The organism is Mariniphaga sediminis, assembly GCF_003573545.1.
GTDB lineage: Bacteria > Bacteroidota > Bacteroidia > Bacteroidales > Prolixibacteraceae > Mariniphaga > Mariniphaga sediminis.
The window spans coordinates 1-16901 of record NZ_QWET01000011.1 but is presented as its reverse complement, the minus strand read 5'-3'; the positions used below and the strand labels follow the sequence as shown (position 1 = coordinate 16901).

The window sequence follows — 16901 nt, the reverse complement described above, 5'->3', positions numbered from 1 at the left end:
ACTGTGCGGCACAATTTTAAGAACAGCCTATGGTTATTCAGACAGTTTGATTTTTGGCCTTCTGGTATTTAGGCTGGTATTAAAAAAATTGGCAGGAATATTTTGCGCACGCAAGTTTTCCGCCAGCGGCATAAGTTAGGAATGGTAAAGCTCACGTTTCAACTTTGTAATCGGCAGTGGTTACCTACAGCCCACAAGCAACTTTGATTTTGGGGGTTAAAAAAAAATTTAGATACCAAGTGGTTACTTGGAAAATTGACGTATAAATTGATACTTTTATACTGTTAACAACTTGACCATGAATAAAAAACCAGCCGTTAACAATTTGTATATGGCAGGCGGGGGTTTTAGCGGTCTGACAAGTCAGACCACTCGCCCACTTTCCTGCAGGTCTGACACGATTTCTTCCAGAAATCCCGCCCGACCACATACAAGTGACCGTTAGCGGCAAGCATAGAAGACAAGATAGTCACTTAATAAAAGGAATAAAAATGAAAACAGATGATTTTAATTTTTTGGTTGAATTTGCAATTAAAGCACCGTCAGGACATAACACACAACCATGGAAATTTGAAAATATTGATACTGGCATTATCATTCACCCTGACTTTAAAAGGGCTCTCCCGGTAGTTGATGCTGAAAACTATGAACTCTATATCAGTTTGGGTTGTGCGCTGGAAAATTTGCTCCTCGCAGCAAAACAAAAAGATTATAAGTGTAACGTGCAATATCCTGAAAACGCAGCAAGCAGTATAATTATTGACTTAACAAAAGATGATGCTGGTAAAGGCACACTCGATATTTTGTTTAATGAAATAGCTAAAAGACAGGTTACAAAAAGTAAATACAACGACAAACCTCTCTCTGATGATGTATTAGAACAACTTGGTTCATGTTTCAAATTTGAAGGCATTTCAATGCGCATTTTGGATAGTAAAAAGGACTTGGAAAATATAATTCCGCTCATTATTGAAGCAAACAACTTACAATTCAACAATAGTGATTTTTTGAACGAACTGGTTCATTGGATACGTTTTTCAAAAAATGAAGCAGAAAAAAAGAAAGACGGGATTTGGTCTGCTACTATGGGAATGCCTGGATTAGGGAGATTGTTAGGAAGTTTAGTGATGAAAAATTTTGTTACTGCAAAAAGCGAAGAGAAGCGTCTTATTGAATTACTTAAACACTCTCAAGGTTTGGCAATTTTCATTAGTGATACAAATAATGCCGAAGCTTGGGTAAAAACAGGGCAGGCTTTTCAACGATTTGGTCTTACAGCAACTCATCTTGGTGTATGTCACGCCCATTTTAATATGCCTTGTGAAGAAATAGTAGTGAGACAAAAACTTGCAAAAGAGTTAGGAATAGAAAACAAGCATCCATTACTTCTCATAAGGTATGGTTACGCCGAAAGAATGCCTTACTCTTACAGGAGAAATATTGAGAAAGTAATTATTAAAAGTTAGATAAAATGAAATATATTTTTATTGTAATTGTTCTCATACACGGGCTAATACACATTCTTGGTTTTTTAAAGGGTTTTGAATTAAAAGAAGTAAAGGAGCTTACACTTCCGATATCAAGACAAATGGGTGTTTTGTGGTTAACTTCTGCATTACTTTTTTTAACGTATTGCGTTCTTTTTCTCACAAATTCCAAATACTCTTGGTTTATCGGACTTGTGGCTGTAGCAATTTCCCAAATCCTTATCATTATGTTTTGGAAAGATGCTAAATTCGGAACAATACCCAATATGCTTATCTTGGTAGTATCAATTGTTTCATTAAGTTACTACAACTTCCAAAATCTTGTTCAGCGAGAGACAAATCATTTGCTTAGTCAAAATGTAAGCACAAAAGATAAAATCTTAAATGAAAGTGATATAAAAGAGTTACCCGAACCTGTAAAAAATTGGATTCGAAATTCTGGTGCTATTGGCAAACCTTTTATCAGTATAGGAAAGGTAACACAGAAAGCCGAAATGAAAATGAAAGCGGAACAAGAAAATTGGTTGACTGCAACAGCAATACAATATACTACCATTGACAATCCTGCATTTATTTGGTCAGTAGATGTAAAAATGAATAGTTTGCTCAATTTTCAAGGTCGAGACAAATTTGAAAACGGCAAGGGTGAAATGTTGATAAAAATGAATTCTTTAATCAATGTAGTAAATGAACATGGTGAAAAACTAAACGAAGGCACTTTGCAGAGATATTTGGGTGAAATGGTATGGTTTCCTTCATTAGCATTAAGTCCACACATTACTTGGGAACAAATAAATGATACTACTGCAAACGCAACAATGTCCTATGAAGGTAATAAAGGAAATGGTACATTTTATTTTAATAAAAACGGTGATATTATAAAATTTTCAGCTTTGCGATATAATGGCAACAATGCTGATGCCAAAAGACACGAATGGATAATGAATATTTCAGAATACAATACATTTGAAGGAATTGAAGTGCCATCTAAAATGACTGCAACTTGGAAACTTCCCGAAGGTGATTGGACATGGTTGAAATTAGAAATAACAGATATAAAATATAATGATAATGCCAGCCGCTAACAAAGTGTAAATGCCATAAGGGTTCCAGAGGTATGCGAAGGTCAGTAGTCCGCTTTAACTTTTCGTGTAACTTGATAGAAAATCACCCGCAATCCCTTACGGCACTTACACTCGACCGTTAGCAAACATTCCCCACATAAGCACTTCCGAAATAGATTTAAACGCAAATTATCTATTTCTCCAGAGCTTATTAAATACTGTTGCTAACGACAAAATTTTAGCACTTTTTTGAAAATTTTCAGATACAAATAAAGCTAAAAGCATTATGAACAAAGGGATACAAGATAAAAACAACAAAATTTGACGTTAGTCAGAATATTAAAAACCTTTTCGCATAATAGAACTCATTAATAAATTGATATGGAAACCATTTTTAAACAAAGACCATTTAAAATTCGAAATGCAGACGAATATAATCTTAGTGATATACTATCCCTTTTTGTTAATCCCCTTGAAGGATTACGCTCACCATTAGATTTTGAAAATTCCATAATCAAAGGTCGAATGGGGTCTGGAAAAACAATGTTTTTAAGAGCGAATTATGCATATTATCTTTTCAATATAGTCCCAAGACTAATTGAGGAAGCACCATTAATTTTGCCTGTATTTATTCGTTTAAGTGACTTTCAACATATAGATAGTCCAAGTGAAATTTACAGACAATTAATAATAAAAATTGTTGAAGAACTATCATCTGTTTATTTGAAATTGCAAGACTCGAAGCAAATGGCAAATATTCATCATGGTATGAAAAAAATTCCTGACGATGTATTTTTCGATGCAAAAATTAAATCAACTGCAAAACAATTGTTAAAACTTGGTTCAGAAGAGTACGTTGAAAGATTATCAAATGAGTTTGGATTTGATGGAAAATCCAAATATTCATTTTTTGAATTATCGGCAAATTACAAGAAATCACAGGTAATTGAGTTAAAGAAAAAGCAAAATCCTGGGATTGGCGATGTAGTTGCTATATACGATTTGCTACTCCGAGATAGTAATGGTAAAATATTGCTTTTAATAGATGAAGCAGGGTCTTTAGACAAGAACTTTTTCAAATCGACAGAAAATGATTCATTCTTTGAGATATTTATGAATCAACTTAGAACAGCGGATTTTATTAGAACAAAAATAGCTGTTTACCCAAATTCATATTCTGATATCTTAACAGAAACTAGATATGGTGATGCTGTTGCGCTTGAAGAAGAAATAAAAAATGTTGCTTCATACAAAAAATTTAGAGCTAAAGTTGAAGCAATTATTTTCAATTATCTTAATATCGAAACTAGTAATAACCATGAACCTTATATAAATCCAGAAGATGTTTTTGATATAAACAAAACAGGTATGGGGGACGCTATTGAACAAATAATTAATGGTTCTGGGGGTAACTATAGAAGATTGATTCAATTATTGGATTTATCCATGAATGAATCCTACATCAGAGCTGGTGGCAAAGGAAAAGTTACAATAGAAGATGCTATTCAAGCCTTAAATTCTCATTGTGGTAATTTGTTAACTTCATTTAATCAAATAGAAATAGAGTTTATCCAGAATATTGCAAAGGCTTGCAAAAATCGTAGTACTTATAGATTCAAATACCCTAATAATAGTCAGGCATTGTACAAGTATATGACAAAATCCCAAGAGTTTAATATTCTAAATGTGATTGAAGCAGGTTCAGGTCAGAGAGGAACAACCTATTCATTTGACTATTCATTTTGTGTCCATCAAGAAATTACAACTCATTTAATTAGCGGTACAGAGAAAATAGATAAAGATAGGTCATTTCTTACAGGTGATTGGGTAACTAGAAATGTTACTATTAATACAGAAATGATAAAACAGTCAGAGGTAATTGGAAAAATTGAAGGTGAGGTAGAGTTCATTAAAGAAGATAAAGGTTTGATTAAGAGTTTGAGTGATTCCCGATATTTCTTTTCACGAGAATATATAATTCAAAGTGATAGAAATAAATCATTGTATATAGGGAAAAAAGTAATTTTTTATCCTTCTAAGCTTGGCGATTCATTATTGGCAACTGAAATTGAAATAATCTAAAATACGTTTGCTAACACGTGGTATAAGGCATGGCTGGGTTTGTGCGGATTCGACAAGTCGAATCTCGTTTCAATCCCAGTTTCGGTCGGACACTCAGACTCTCGTCTGACAGCCACGACCTCATACCACCACCGTTGTGCGTAACTTAAGAAGACTGAACCTATGAAGGAAGAATTACAAAAATTGTATAAAAACGCGATTGCTCTTTTAGAAACTATGAAGTTTACATATACGAGTGATGACAACAAGATTTCTCAGTATGGTAGTTTTGATGTATTTATAAGAAAATATACTCAAATAGCCATGAGTGTTTCCAAATATGTGGACATATCACTGTTAGATATATATAACTTAGAAAAGATACCAAATGCTTTTAGTTTGACCTGGCCCCAACAAAAACAAATGTTTGATGGAGTATTAGCAAATCTAAGTTTATTAATTTCTTTATTAGAAAACCACCTTGATATTAAACAGAATAAGATACTTGAATTAAAAGACTTTTTGGCGAGCAACCTTCGAAAAACAATTATTGAAATACCAAGAAATGAGAAAGAAATTCAAGGAAAAGTTGAGACACTATTGATTGGTAAGGGCTTTAGTAAAGGAATTGATTATGACAGAGAAGTTGGTAGGGTGAAAGTATCAATGAAAGAGGTAATTCCAGACTTCATTTTTCAAAAACTTGGATTAGCACTTGAAATAAAATTTACAAAAGACAAGACAAAAACTAAATCAATAATTGATGAAATAAATGCAGATATTAGAGCCTATGGAAAAGAATACGCAAATCAGTTATTTCTTATTTATGACATTGGAACAATAACTGATGAAAATGAATTTAAAAATGACATTGATAACCAAGATAATATTCAAGTAATAATTGTGAAACATTAGAAAAAGCTACGCACAACATTTTGTATAAGTAATGGCAGGAAAAGTGCTAAATATCAAGGTTTGTAGCCCGCTCAAACTGCGTATCGGTTTGACAGGAAACTACCACGCAATCTGCCACTACTCATACAATTTACCGTTGTGCGTCATTATGAAAGAAAAAAATAACAAATGAGCTATTCTACAACAATCAATCCGTTGCACTTTGAAGACCTTGAACCTCATAGGTTTGAAGATTTAATAAGACAATTAATGTATGATTTTAAGGATTGGAAATCAATAGAGGCGACAGGTAGATTAGGTTCTGATGACGGTATTGATATTTTAGCAATAGAAAACTTTATTTCAGAAGAATTTACGGATGATAATCTAACTCAATATACAGTAAGAGAAAAAGAATGGATTATTCAGTGCAAACGAGAACAATCTTTAAGTCCAAAAAAGATTGACAAAATAATTTCTAATGACATTTCCAGACAATTAAATCTTCCTTATGGCTATATTTTAGCAGCCCCTTGTAACTTTTCAAAAAAATCAAGAGACGTTTTTAAACAAAGACTTAATGAATTTGGGGTAAACGAATTTTTCATTTTTGGCAAAGCAGAACTAGAAGATTTATTATTCCTTCCTAAATACGACCATTTACTATTTGCATATTTTGGAATTTCATTACAAAAAAGGAAAAGGACATTGAAATCAAACTTATCTTCAAGATTAACAACAAAAAAGAAACTTATAAAAGAATTAGATTTAAATAATATTGAAGATAGAATTTCAAAAGAAATACTTATTCGTCCATCCGAATCTGACGATTATCCACAACTAAAAAATGGAGAAATATTAAATTGGCGTTATTACGAGATAGATTCATTTTCCCCAATTGACTGCATATCTGTCATTCAAAAAAAGCACTACGCATACGTTAATTGGGAAACTGAGGAATGGGATATGATTGAAGATTGTGACATTAGTTTTCCACATTTTCCTGAACTATTTGGATTAAAAGAAAACTTCTATCATAAGCTCCTAGATAAATCAATGAAAGCAAAAGAAAGATGGAATAAACTTGACGATGATAATAAAGGATTTTATATAGAATTACGTCCTGTCCATTTCGACAGGATATTATTAATTGATGAGATTGGAGATATTTATAATGAAGGTCCCCATATCATTGTTGATTATATTAATAATTCTCCATTTGAGAATAAAACTTATAGATATCTGGAAAGTAATTATGATTTCACCGACACGCATATTAAAGACCCAAAAATGAAAAATAGAATAAAAAAATTTAAATAACGAACGCACAACAAATTGTATATGGCAGGCGGGGGTTTCAGCGGTCTGACAAGTCAGACCTTGCGCCCACTTTCCTGCGGGTCTGACACGATTTCTTCCAGAAATCCCGCCCGACCACATACAAGTGACCGTTAACGGCAAGTTTCAAGAAAAAATGGGTAGTTATCTGATAAGTTCGTTCTTTGGTTTTTTGCTCGCTTGTACAATTGCTGTCATAAAACTTGCAAAGCAAAGTTGGGCGCAGCCAGCCAATTTTTTGGAGTTTGACAATTTGCCTAAACTATTTTTCGGCCTGACTGTCCAGCGCCTTTTCAGGAATAGCTGGTAATTACCTGACAGTTTGAATTTTGGCCGCTTTGTACATGGCAGGAAATAAAATTGGCAGGAATAGCTGGTGCAGGCAAGTTTTCAGCCAGCAGCTTAAATCAAGGCTGGCAAGGCTCACGTCCCGGCGAAGTAACCGGCAGCGGTTACCTGCAACCCACAAGCTGTTTTGACTGAGGACAAAAAAAAATTAAACGCGACGTGGTTATTTGAAACTTTCGGTCGGAAAATGATACTTTTATACTGTTTACAACCTGACGATGAATAAATAAAAAAACCTGCCGTTAACAAATTGTATATGCCAGGCGGGGGCCTTTTCGGTCTGACAAGTCAGACCATTCGCCCACTTTCCTGCGGGTCGGACACGATTTCTTCCAGAAATCCCGCCCGACCACATACAAGTGGACGTTATAGCCAATGTTAAAAAGAAGAATTCCTAAAGATAAACTCTTGCTAAAAAGTAAATTATTATTTACCTTTGATAGTGATTTAGAAAAATTATTTTAAATGAAATGTTCAGAATTATTCCGACTCTTGAAAAAAGATGGCTGGTATCCAATCTCGCAAAAAGGCTCGCATGTTAAAATGAAACACGACCAAAAAGATGGAATAATAATTTTTCCAAATCATGGAAGCCAGGAAGTTGGAAAAGGGCTTGAGAAAAAAATTATGAAAGATGCAGGAATAATACTTTAAAAACAGGAATTATGAAAATTTATAAGAAAAAAATCAAAATAACAGTTGAAAAAACAAAAACTGGATTTTCAGCATATTCAGAAGAATATCCAATATTTACAACTGGAAGAACTATTCCTGAATTAATAAATAATTCGCTTGAAGCCACCCAATTACACTTTGAAGAAGAATTTGAAATTACACATGAGAATTTGAAATTTGAAATTGACTTTGCTCAATTCTTCCAATATTATAAAGTACTCAATGCAAAATTTCTTGCAGAAAAAATTGGCATGAACCCTACTCTATTGTCTCAATATGTGCAAGGGCATAAAAAACCATCTGAAAACCAAACTGAAAAAATATTAACTGGAATTCATCAAATAGGACAGGAATTATCTGAAATGAATCTGATTTATAGAAGTTGAAATTCAGACAATTTAAATTTCTGTAACCAGCATAGAAATATAGAGAACAATGGGAATTCGTGAAGTAAAAACCAATCTAAAAAATTTGGATAAAAAACAACTCATTGACTTGATTGGTGAATTATACAAAAAAAATAAATCAGTTAAAGAGTACTTTGATTTTTATGTAAATCCTAACGAAAAAGAGCTATTATCAAAATATCGTGAGAAAGTATTCCAAACATTCTTTCCCAAAAGAGGATTTGGCTATAATTTGAAAAAGGGGAAAAAGGCTATAAGCGATTTTAAAAAACTCGGAGTATCCAATGATAACCTTGCTGACTTAACACTATTCTATGTAGAAACAGGAGTCGAATTTACCAATGATTTTGGAGATATTAATGAAAGTTTTTATTCAAGTCTGGAAAACACATATAAACAAGCTTTGACTTTAATGTATAAAAATGGATTACTTGAAAAATATGCAGATAGAGCTGAAAAAATAATGTCAAATACAAGTGATATCGGATGGGGATTTCATGATTATATTGCTCAGGTTTACTTTGACTTTTATGCTGATTACTTGGAAGATAATTAAATAAAAAATAAAACACAGGCTATAACACAGTGCAAATGTAATGCGGGCAGGCGTGGTATTCCAGCGTTTTCTCCCTGTTCAATCACCGCCAATCCGTCTTTGACGGATGACGGTTTTAAAAATAATATTTAGTAGTAAGCCGGTTTGGCTCCGTGCAGGTTTGAAAGGAAACCGTTTCAAAATCCCGCACTCCACTTGCACCAACCGTTAGGCATAATGTTAAATCGAACCTATAACTAATAAATAATTAAAAACTTGACTTATGAATCTAGGTGAAAAATCAGACGGAAGAAAGTATAGTAGAGTTCTTCGTAGAAGTGTAGCGATTCTTGACTATCTCAATAAAGATAGAGTTTTTAGTTTTAAAGAAATTGCTACTGAAATAAACGCGAGTAAAAATGACAAATTTATCGAGTTCTACAATTCTAGAACTGACGAACAAATGTCGGTATATCGAATCATGGATTACATAAGATATCTGGAACATTTAAAATCTTTTGTAAAAATTGAGAATGATAAATACAAATTAAATTTTAATAAACCGAATAATGATAGTCAGTGGATTATTAAATTATCTGACCAAGCTTTAGAACATATTTCTAGTACATTAAATTTAGACGCTGCAAAAGCAATTGAGAAACTAAAAAAAATTATTACAGAAAATTTTCAAAATAATGAAATACCGACTATTGATTCAATTATTGAGGAACTCAATATTGACACAAATAAATCAAAGGAATTAATTAGGTGGTCACTATATGTATTTTTAGATTCTCCTATCTGCCCATTCGAATTAAAACGAAATCCATTTATAATTATAAAAAATCACAACCATGATTAATTTTGGACCAAAAGCTGCTCAAGATGATAATGATATCCTAAAGTACTTTCATAAAACTCGCCAAATTGAAAATGTATTTGAAAAGAAGAGTGAAATAAAAGGTTTCATTTTTGTAACCCGTTCAGGTTGTGGAAAAACTGCTCTAGTGAAATGGCTTAATAGTGAGAAACTTAAAAGAGAAAAAGTATATTTGAGTTCATCACAATTTTCTCTTATATGCGACGATGAATCTCTTAGCCTCGAAAATTATAAAAATATCATTGCTGCAGAATTGTTCCTCGGACTTATAGATGAATTCAAAGATAAATTATCAGAACCGTTAAAGAAGAAGTGCAATGAGTTGGTTAAGAAGAAATGGTATGAATCAATGGGCGCCTTCTTTAAAACGAAATTTGCTGGTATTTCTGTTCTTGGCAACGGATTTAATCTTAATCCCCAAGAACGAAAAGAATACTTAAAGTCGATAAAAAAAACTAATAAAATTGAAGAGTCCGGGAAATTGTTAGAGGAAATCTCAAAAGAATTAAATTTAATTGTAATCGTAGATAACCCTGAATCTCTTGTAACAAAAGGATTAGATGAAGTTAATTCAGATAATAGTAAAAGAATAGGAGCTTTTTTATCTGTCCTCGGAAACTTAGAAGGCAAAGATATTCAGGTCGCAGCCTTTACAAAAGAGTACATTATTCAATCTGTCAAAAAAAATTATATCGACTACAACCATTTTTCAGATAGAATCTGTGGGCTTGAGTGGGAAAAATCTGATTTGACTAATATGATTGACAATAGAGTTACTCAAAAATTAAACAAAACGTGGGACGATATTTTTAAAATATCGAAAAAAAGTTTTGAGGATAATATATTACCAAACTTAGTTAGTGGGCCAAGAGATTTAATCGATATATGTAACACTGTTGGACGAGATAATGATATCATTTCAAAGAAATTGATGGTAGAAGAGTTTGAAAGGCTGAAAAATGATAAATGGAATGAAATCGATGTTCAATACAAAAGTCAGTGGAAAAATATTACGGTCTTTTCCAAACAAATTATCGAGACATTAAATAATAATAGTCTTATCGAATTTAATACCCATCAGTTCCAGGACATTATAAAAAATGAATTTCAGAATACAGAAAGTGAACTGTATAACTTAAGGTCAAAAGCTGATTGGATATTCTCAGCGCATTGGAATCTGGTAGAATACCTTGAATTATTTTTCTTAATAGGATTACTTGGATATAAAAAAGGGAATACCAAATATTTCACTTGGCAAGGCAGGTTTATTGATGAATTTAAAAAATCAAATAGCTATTTTATAACACCACTTTTTCTAATATAAAACACTATGCCTAACACGTGGTATAATGCATGGCTGGGTTTGAGCGGATTCGACAAGTCGAATCTCGTCTCAACCTCAGTTTCGGTCGGACAGTTCAGACTCTCGTCTGACCGCCACGACCTCATACCACCACCGTTAACGCCAATTATGAAAAAAGACGCATCATGGGAACAACAGTAATAATTATAGCAATTGTCACTATTTTAATTCTTGTAATTGCAAAATCGAGTAAAAAGACAGAAGAAAGCAATTATGACAAATCTGACAATCGACAGATAAAACTTAATGTTTCGTTTCCTGACCCAGAAAAAGCAAATGATTTTAAATTTTATAAATACGTTCAATATGAACCTGTTTATAAGCTTGAACCGACTTATCAAGAAATGATAAGACGAGGAATGAAAATCAAACCCGAGTTTGAAAAAGCAATTCAGACTAAAATAAAAAATGGTGAATTCAAAAATCCTTTAGACTTTAAAGAATATTTCGGAACCAAGTTCGACATGATAGGAATTCATTTTTTGAAAGGAACAGACAATTTATTGAGTGCCTTTAATATTGGACTTTGCTTTATTCAAAATGAAAAAATAGCCGATACTGAAACTTATGATTTTCGTCCGCCAGAAAAAATTGTAGAAACAAAAAGATTTCAAAAAACTTTAGAACTGTTGGATTACGAACAAGAGTGGATTGAAGACATTAGTTTTAAAGATGTTTGGGAAATATTTGAAATACGTGATTTCTTAAATCACAATTTAATAGTTGTTTGGGATGAAGAAGCTGAGACTTTAGAGAAAGTTTTAGAGCATAACAGGATTAATGATTACAATTTATCGATTTTAAAAATTAAGGATATTGCACAAGCAAATAATCTTCCCGACTTGATTGATTCTTTATTGAAGCATTTTAATTCAGATTTGACATTAAATGATGACTTATCACTTATTGTCTGTGATTTAGCGATAGAACTAAAAGATAGTGGAATTGACATCGAATCTTTTGCATATTCTATTAAACCAATTAGTAGTCAGAGTAAATCAACAAAAATTTCAAAACCAAAGACAATGAACAATGATTTTATTGCTTTGGATGTTGAAACTGCAATTGGAAAAAGATGGAGCATTTGTCAAATAGGTATAGCAATTGTTGAAAATGGAGAATTAAAACAAACTATCACAGAATTAATTCAACCTCCAAATAACGAGTATTCCAGACACAACACAAATATTCATGGAATAACATCTGAAATGACTGCAGATAAACCAAAGTTCCCTGAAATTTGGGAAAAAATTTATCCAATAATTGAGAACAAAAAATTAGTTGCCCACAATGCCGAATTTGATATTAATTGTTTGCACCAGACCTTAGACTACTACGATTTAGATATTCCAAATTTTGATTGTGATTGCACATTAAATTTGACTGGACAATCATTAAATGAAGCTTGCGCTTCATTTAATGTTAGTTTGGAGAATCATCATAATGCGGGTTGTGATGCAGAAGCATGTGCAAATTTATATATCAAGGTTCTTAACGGAGAAAGCCCAACCTTTTCGAATGTGAAACCAAAACGGAAATCGAATTCAAAATCAAAGCAATTTCTGGATTTAGAAGGTCATGACAGGATTCAAGGAAATTTATTAAAACCCGACCTTGAAAATGCAGATATCAATAGTCCTTTTTACAACAAAAAAGTTGTTTTTACCGGCGTACTGGAAAATATTAATAGACAAGAAGCTGCCGAAATTGTAAAAAATATGGGAGCAGATATTGATACATCAATTACTAAGCGGACAAATTTTGTGATAACTGGTATTGACCCAGGTCCTTCGAAAATGAATAAAATCATTAAATACAATAATGAAGGTTGTAACATCAAGATTTTATATGAAAAAGACTTTCTAAAAATGATTGAGAATAAATAACTGGCGTTAACAAATTGTATATGGCAGGCGGGGGTTTTAGCGGTCTGACAAGTCAGACCTTGCGCCCACTTTCCTGCGGGTCTGACACGATTTCTTCCAGAAATCCCGCCCGACCACATACAAGTGACCGTTAGGCGGCAGGTTAAAAATCATTAAGAATTGACAGAATAATGCAATAAGATGTGATATTTTCACTATATTTGCACAATAAATACAACATATCATGCTAATAAGATTCACAATTGAGAATTTTCTGTCATTCAAAGAAAGGCAGACTTTTTCTTTACTCCCTGGCAAAGGAACATTGAAATCCAATCATAAAACGAAATCTGTAAAAGGAATTTCTGTCCTAAAGACAGCACTTGTTTATGGTGCAAATGCTTCTGGAAAATCAAATTTAATTAAAGCAATAGAATTTGGTAGAAAAACTGTTCTTAAAGGAACAAAAGCGGAACAGCCTATTAATTTTAAAGGATTTAAACTAGATAGTAAATACATAAAAGGTAACTCATATATTGAATATGAAATTCAACATAAAGGGAAGAATTATGCGTATGGATTTGTATTTAATTCAAAAGAAATTATTGATGAGTGGTTGTTTGAAATAAACAAAAAAACAGAATTAAAAATCTTTGAAAGAAGCAAAACAATTGATTTTGATTTGTCTTACATACTTAAAAAAAATAACAAAAAAGAAGAAAAACAATTTATTGAATTTACAGCTAAAGGAACCCCTCGGAACCAATTATTCCTCACCCAGATTCGAAATACAAATGTCACAGACAATGTTAGCGACATCTCTGACTTACTAAATATAATTGATTGGTTCCAAAATGTTTTAACAGTTATTTATCCTAGTTCAAAGAATATAGGGAAGAAGTTTGAATTACTAGAAAACACAAATTTACAACAACTTTTTACTGAAATGCTTGATTATTTCGATACTGGAATTGAAGGAATAGATTTCAAAAACGTTGATTTTGACAAAATTCAAATACCAGAAGAAATAAGAGAAGAAATTAAAAATGATTTACTAAATGAGAAATCAGAAAAAAATAATGTCTTTTTATCAAATCCACAAGACGACAAATATTACGTGATTTCAAGAACAACCGACAATGAACTTGAAGCTAAACTTCTCAAGACTAGACACAAGGTTGAAGGTGGAACATTTGAACTTTTTGACTTAGTCGATGAATCAGATGGAACAAGGCGAATTATGGATTTGATTCCATTAATAATTGATTTTTTCAAAGGCAGTAACGTTTTTGTTATTGATGAAATAGAAAGAAGTTTACATCCAAATTTAATAAAGGATTTATTTGAGTTTATTTTAAACAAGTGTGAACATGGCAACAGTCAATTAATTGTGGCTAGCCATGAAGCTACTTTATTAACGCAAAAACTTTTAAGAAAGGATGAAATCTGGTTTACTGTTAAAAACAAAGTTGGTGCAACAAAATTGCACTCTCTTGAAGATTATAATGTTCGATTTGATAAAGAAATAATGAAAGATTATTTATTAGGCAGATTCAAAGGCGTTCCAAAACTTGGCAACCGAAATAATCTTACTATACTCCCATTAATTGAATAAAAGATATGCCAAGAGAACCAATTCCGTTAATAAGACAAGGTGGTTTTTTAGAAGCCGAAAAATTGTTTATACTTTCATATGAAGGTAAAGTAAGCGAAAAGAAATACTTTGAAGACTTTAGAAAATCTGAGTTTTTCAATGATAGTGGTTTAATTGAAGTAATTTCTCTAAAAAGACCGTCTGACAAAGGTTCTGACCCAATAAATGTTAAAAAATTGCTGCAAAAAGCAAAAAGAGAATATCGTTTTAAAAAGACTGATGAATTTTGGTTAATCATTGACCGCGATGATTGGGAAACTATTCACAACCACGATTTTAGTAGTCTTGTTGAAGATTGTAATGCAGAAAAAAATTTCTTTTTAGCAATGAGCAATCCATGTTTTGAGATTTGGCTAATACTACACTTAAAGGATATAAATGACTTTACTGATGAAGAAAAACAAAATATTATAGAAAATAAAAAAATTAATGCTTCCAAAAATTATATAGATAAAGTTCTTGGCGATTTACTTGGCAGAGGTTATAACAAAAGACCAAATCCAAAAATATTTTTACCAAAAATAAAAATTGCGATAGAAAGGGCGAAAGCATTGAATAGTGATGATGAGGATTATCCAAAATATATTGGGAGTCATATTTATAAACTAGCCGAAAAATTAATAAAAGAAGAAAACCCGACCGCCTAACAATCTGTATATGTCATAGCCGGTTTTGTGGGTAATTGTAAGCTCATCACCCGCATCCATTTCATCTCGGCTTGACAGGAAAGTAGCCCGCAGCCGGCTACGCCACATACAGGTGACCGTTAGGCATAATTTTAAAAACTACACACACTGATTATGAAAATAGACTGGAACTCAAACCTTGTTAATACACTTCTTGGTGTTATAATTGGCTCATTATTAGCTATTGGTATTAGCTACCTTAATGAGAACAGAGCAAATAATGTTAAAAAAAATAGAGCTTTAAAAATACTTTTAGTGGAGTTTGATAAAATCAAATCTGCAACACCAGGATTATTAAATAGTTTCAATAACAGTTTTGATATTATTATTAAAGCACAAATGACCCAACTACCTTTTACTTCTGGTTCATTTCAGACTTTGAATAAGGATTTGCTACTTGTAAAATTCGAGGATTATAAGAAGATATATGAATTCTATTCGAAAGTTGAGTCATTTCAAATTGAATATGAAAAAATGTTAGCTGCACAAACAAATCCAGAAAAATCAGTTTATGGTCTGATGATTAAAGATTCTCTTGAAAAAATCAGCAGCCAACTATCAGAAATTGAAACTATTTTAAAGAACTAATTATACACTTTGCTAAAACTTAAAATATGGAAACAAAAATTACTACAGAGAATATTGTAAACAAACAAAAAATACAAAAAGGATTATCTGTGGTACTATTTCTCATTGGATTATACTTGTTGTTTACTGAAGACTTCTCACCTGAGAAATCAACTAATATCTTATCTATTATTCAGACAATTCTATTTTTCGTAATGGGTATTAGCATGTTTATAACAAGTTCAATCACCTTAAAAAGAACGAGTGGCATTTATATACGATTTTATACAAATGACCAAGCTACTGTTCTACTGGATTACAAGACTAGAATAAATGATGCAAATACCATCTCAATTGAAAATGTGGATAGTATAGATATAAAAATTAACTCTGTTGAATTTACTGACTCACAAAATAACAAACACAATATTGACTTGGGTGATTTTGGTTCATTCAAAGAAAGGAAGAAAATTAAAGATGTATTTAATCAAATAAAAGAAAAAAACTATGCCTAACACAGTACATATTGCAGGGCGGGGTTCGGTGGTACGCCAACTGCGGATTCTCGCATCGCAGTTCCGTGTCCTTCGGACAGGAACGCTCTCCGAAATCCACCCCGACAACATGTACCAACCGTTATGGCGCAGTTTGACCCGTCCTAAAAAAAGGCTACACAAAATGTAGCAAATATGTATAAAAATGATGGTATCTTAAGAAGATACAGCGAGGGTTTCAAACTCAAAATTTTAGCCGAACTTAGTACAGGAAAATATTCCAAGAGAGAACTAGGGGACATTTATGGCGTTAACCGGACTACCATAAATGAATGGGTAAAAAAGTACAACCGGAAAGATTTAATGAACACAAGAATACTAGTGGAAACAGAAGGAGAAACATCGCGCCTGAAAGCCTTGCAAAAGGAGATTAAGCAACTAAAAGAGTTGCTGATAAAAAAAGACCTTGACAAGTTGGCCTTGGATTCATATCTGGAAGTGGCAGCAGAAAAACTGGGGTACAAGAACGTGGATGAGTTAAAAAAAAATTTAAACATCAAGCCCTGATGAAGGCTGCTGCGAT

At 32.3% G+C, this 16901-nt stretch carries 18 protein-coding genes; all 18 read left to right on the top strand.

Annotated features, from left to right (window positions below; genetic code table 11):
- Positions 1–491 precede the first annotated feature (491 nt).
- Positions 492–1466 (top strand): Acg family FMN-binding oxidoreductase, encoded by a 975-nt coding sequence (locus tag D1164_RS14640; protein WP_119350756.1) that lies wholly within the window; start codon positions 492–494, stop codon positions 1464–1466.
- A 5-nt stretch (positions 1467–1471) separates the two neighbouring features.
- Positions 1472–2572: a DUF6544 family protein gene (locus tag D1164_RS14635; RefSeq protein WP_119350755.1), complete on the top strand. Its 1101-nt coding sequence runs from the start codon at positions 1472–1474 to the stop codon at positions 2570–2572.
- A gap of 360 nt (positions 2573–2932) precedes the next feature.
- Positions 2933–4633 (top strand): hypothetical protein, encoded by a 1701-nt coding sequence (locus tag D1164_RS14630; RefSeq protein ID WP_119350754.1) that lies wholly within the window; start codon positions 2933–2935, stop codon positions 4631–4633.
- Between the two features lie 162 nt (positions 4634–4795).
- Positions 4796–5527: a PD-(D/E)XK nuclease domain-containing protein gene (locus D1164_RS14625; protein WP_119350753.1), complete on the top strand. Its 732-nt coding sequence runs from the start codon at positions 4796–4798 to the stop codon at positions 5525–5527.
- Between the two features lie 168 nt (positions 5528–5695).
- Positions 5696–6826 carry a PDDEXK family nuclease gene (locus D1164_RS14620; protein ID WP_119350752.1) on the top strand — a complete coding sequence of 377 codons (1131 nt, stop codon included), beginning with the start codon at positions 5696–5698 and terminating at the stop codon, positions 6824–6826.
- A gap of 378 nt (positions 6827–7204) precedes the next feature.
- On the top strand, positions 7205–7327 hold the full coding sequence (locus D1164_RS24110) for a hypothetical protein (RefSeq protein WP_262707167.1): 123 nt from the start codon (positions 7205–7207) through the stop codon (positions 7325–7327).
- Between the two features lie 330 nt (positions 7328–7657).
- The gene (locus D1164_RS14615) at positions 7658–7846 is read left to right on the top strand and encodes a type II toxin-antitoxin system HicA family toxin (protein ID WP_119350751.1); all 189 of its coding nucleotides are present in this window, start codon (positions 7658–7660) and stop codon (positions 7844–7846) included.
- Positions 7847–7857: 11 nt separating this feature from the next.
- Positions 7858–8253 (top strand): XRE family transcriptional regulator, encoded by a 396-nt coding sequence (locus tag D1164_RS14610; protein WP_119350750.1) that lies wholly within the window; start codon positions 7858–7860, stop codon positions 8251–8253.
- Positions 8254–8302: 49 nt separating this feature from the next.
- Positions 8303–8830: a DUF6155 family protein gene (locus D1164_RS14605; RefSeq protein WP_119350749.1), complete on the top strand. Its 528-nt coding sequence runs from the start codon at positions 8303–8305 to the stop codon at positions 8828–8830.
- A 262-nt stretch (positions 8831–9092) separates the two neighbouring features.
- Complete coding sequence (locus tag D1164_RS14600) at positions 9093–9671, top strand: hypothetical protein (RefSeq protein ID WP_119350748.1); 579 nt, start codon at positions 9093–9095, stop codon at positions 9669–9671.
- The gene (locus D1164_RS14595; protein ID WP_119350747.1) at positions 9664–11013 is read left to right on the top strand and encodes a P-loop ATPase, Sll1717 family; all 1350 of its coding nucleotides are present in this window, start codon (positions 9664–9666) and stop codon (positions 11011–11013) included. Before D1164_RS14600 ends, D1164_RS14595 begins: the two co-directional genes overlap by 8 nt.
- A gap of 164 nt (positions 11014–11177) precedes the next feature.
- Entirely contained in the window at positions 11178–12938 is a 1761-nt protein-coding gene (locus D1164_RS14590; RefSeq protein WP_119350746.1) for an exonuclease domain-containing protein, read from the top strand.
- A 223-nt stretch (positions 12939–13161) separates the two neighbouring features.
- A complete protein-coding gene (locus D1164_RS14585; RefSeq protein WP_119350745.1) occupies positions 13162–14532 on the top strand; it encodes an AAA family ATPase in 1371 nt (456 codons plus the stop codon).
- A 5-nt stretch (positions 14533–14537) separates the two neighbouring features.
- Positions 14538–15218: an RloB family protein gene (locus D1164_RS14580; RefSeq protein ID WP_119350744.1), complete on the top strand. Its 681-nt coding sequence runs from the start codon at positions 14538–14540 to the stop codon at positions 15216–15218.
- A 153-nt stretch (positions 15219–15371) separates the two neighbouring features.
- Complete coding sequence (locus D1164_RS14575; RefSeq protein WP_119350743.1) at positions 15372–15845, top strand: hypothetical protein; 474 nt, start codon at positions 15372–15374, stop codon at positions 15843–15845.
- Between the two features lie 26 nt (positions 15846–15871).
- On the top strand, positions 15872–16339 hold the full coding sequence (locus D1164_RS14570) for a hypothetical protein (protein ID WP_119350742.1): 468 nt from the start codon (positions 15872–15874) through the stop codon (positions 16337–16339).
- The gene (locus D1164_RS23800; RefSeq protein WP_172594476.1) at positions 16332–16508 is read left to right on the top strand and encodes a hypothetical protein; all 177 of its coding nucleotides are present in this window, start codon (positions 16332–16334) and stop codon (positions 16506–16508) included. Before D1164_RS14570 ends, D1164_RS23800 begins: the two co-directional genes overlap by 8 nt.
- A gap of 5 nt (positions 16509–16513) precedes the next feature.
- Positions 16514–16885, top strand: coding sequence for a transposase (locus D1164_RS14565; RefSeq protein ID WP_119350741.1), 372 nt, complete (start codon positions 16514–16516; stop codon positions 16883–16885).
- The last annotated feature ends 16 nt before the right edge of the window (positions 16886–16901 follow it).

Bases quoted from the DNA above. Each gene is read 5' to 3' on its own strand.
- D1164_RS14570 (WP_119350742.1), top strand. From the start codon at position 15,872: ATGGAAACAAAAATTACTACAGAGAATATTGTAAACAAACAAAAAATA.
- D1164_RS14635 (WP_119350755.1), top strand. From the start codon at position 1,472: ATGAAATATATTTTTATTGTAATTGTTCTCATACACGGGCTAATACAC.
- D1164_RS14630 (WP_119350754.1), top strand. From the start codon at position 2,933: ATGGAAACCATTTTTAAACAAAGACCATTTAAAATTCGAAATGCAGAC.
- D1164_RS14625 (WP_119350753.1), top strand. From the start codon at position 4,796: ATGAAGGAAGAATTACAAAAATTGTATAAAAACGCGATTGCTCTTTTA.
- D1164_RS14580 (WP_119350744.1), top strand. From the start codon at position 14,538: ATGCCAAGAGAACCAATTCCGTTAATAAGACAAGGTGGTTTTTTAGAA.
- D1164_RS14620 (WP_119350752.1), top strand. From the start codon at position 5,696: ATGAGCTATTCTACAACAATCAATCCGTTGCACTTTGAAGACCTTGAA.
- D1164_RS14600 (WP_119350748.1), top strand. From the start codon at position 9,093: ATGAATCTAGGTGAAAAATCAGACGGAAGAAAGTATAGTAGAGTTCTT.
- D1164_RS14605 (WP_119350749.1), top strand. From the start codon at position 8,303: ATGGGAATTCGTGAAGTAAAAACCAATCTAAAAAATTTGGATAAAAAA.
- D1164_RS14565 (WP_119350741.1), top strand. From the start codon at position 16,514: ATGTATAAAAATGATGGTATCTTAAGAAGATACAGCGAGGGTTTCAAA.
- D1164_RS14595 (WP_119350747.1), top strand. From the start codon at position 9,664: ATGATTAATTTTGGACCAAAAGCTGCTCAAGATGATAATGATATCCTA.
- D1164_RS14585 (WP_119350745.1), top strand. From the start codon at position 13,162: ATGCTAATAAGATTCACAATTGAGAATTTTCTGTCATTCAAAGAAAGG.
- D1164_RS14640 (WP_119350756.1), top strand. From the start codon at position 492: ATGAAAACAGATGATTTTAATTTTTTGGTTGAATTTGCAATTAAAGCA.
- D1164_RS23800 (WP_172594476.1), top strand. From the start codon at position 16,332: ATGCCTAACACAGTACATATTGCAGGGCGGGGTTCGGTGGTACGCCAA.
- D1164_RS14615 (WP_119350751.1), top strand. From the start codon at position 7,658: ATGAAATGTTCAGAATTATTCCGACTCTTGAAAAAAGATGGCTGGTAT.
- D1164_RS14575 (WP_119350743.1), top strand. From the start codon at position 15,372: ATGAAAATAGACTGGAACTCAAACCTTGTTAATACACTTCTTGGTGTT.
- D1164_RS14590 (WP_119350746.1), top strand. From the start codon at position 11,178: ATGGGAACAACAGTAATAATTATAGCAATTGTCACTATTTTAATTCTT.
- D1164_RS14610 (WP_119350750.1), top strand. From the start codon at position 7,858: ATGAAAATTTATAAGAAAAAAATCAAAATAACAGTTGAAAAAACAAAA.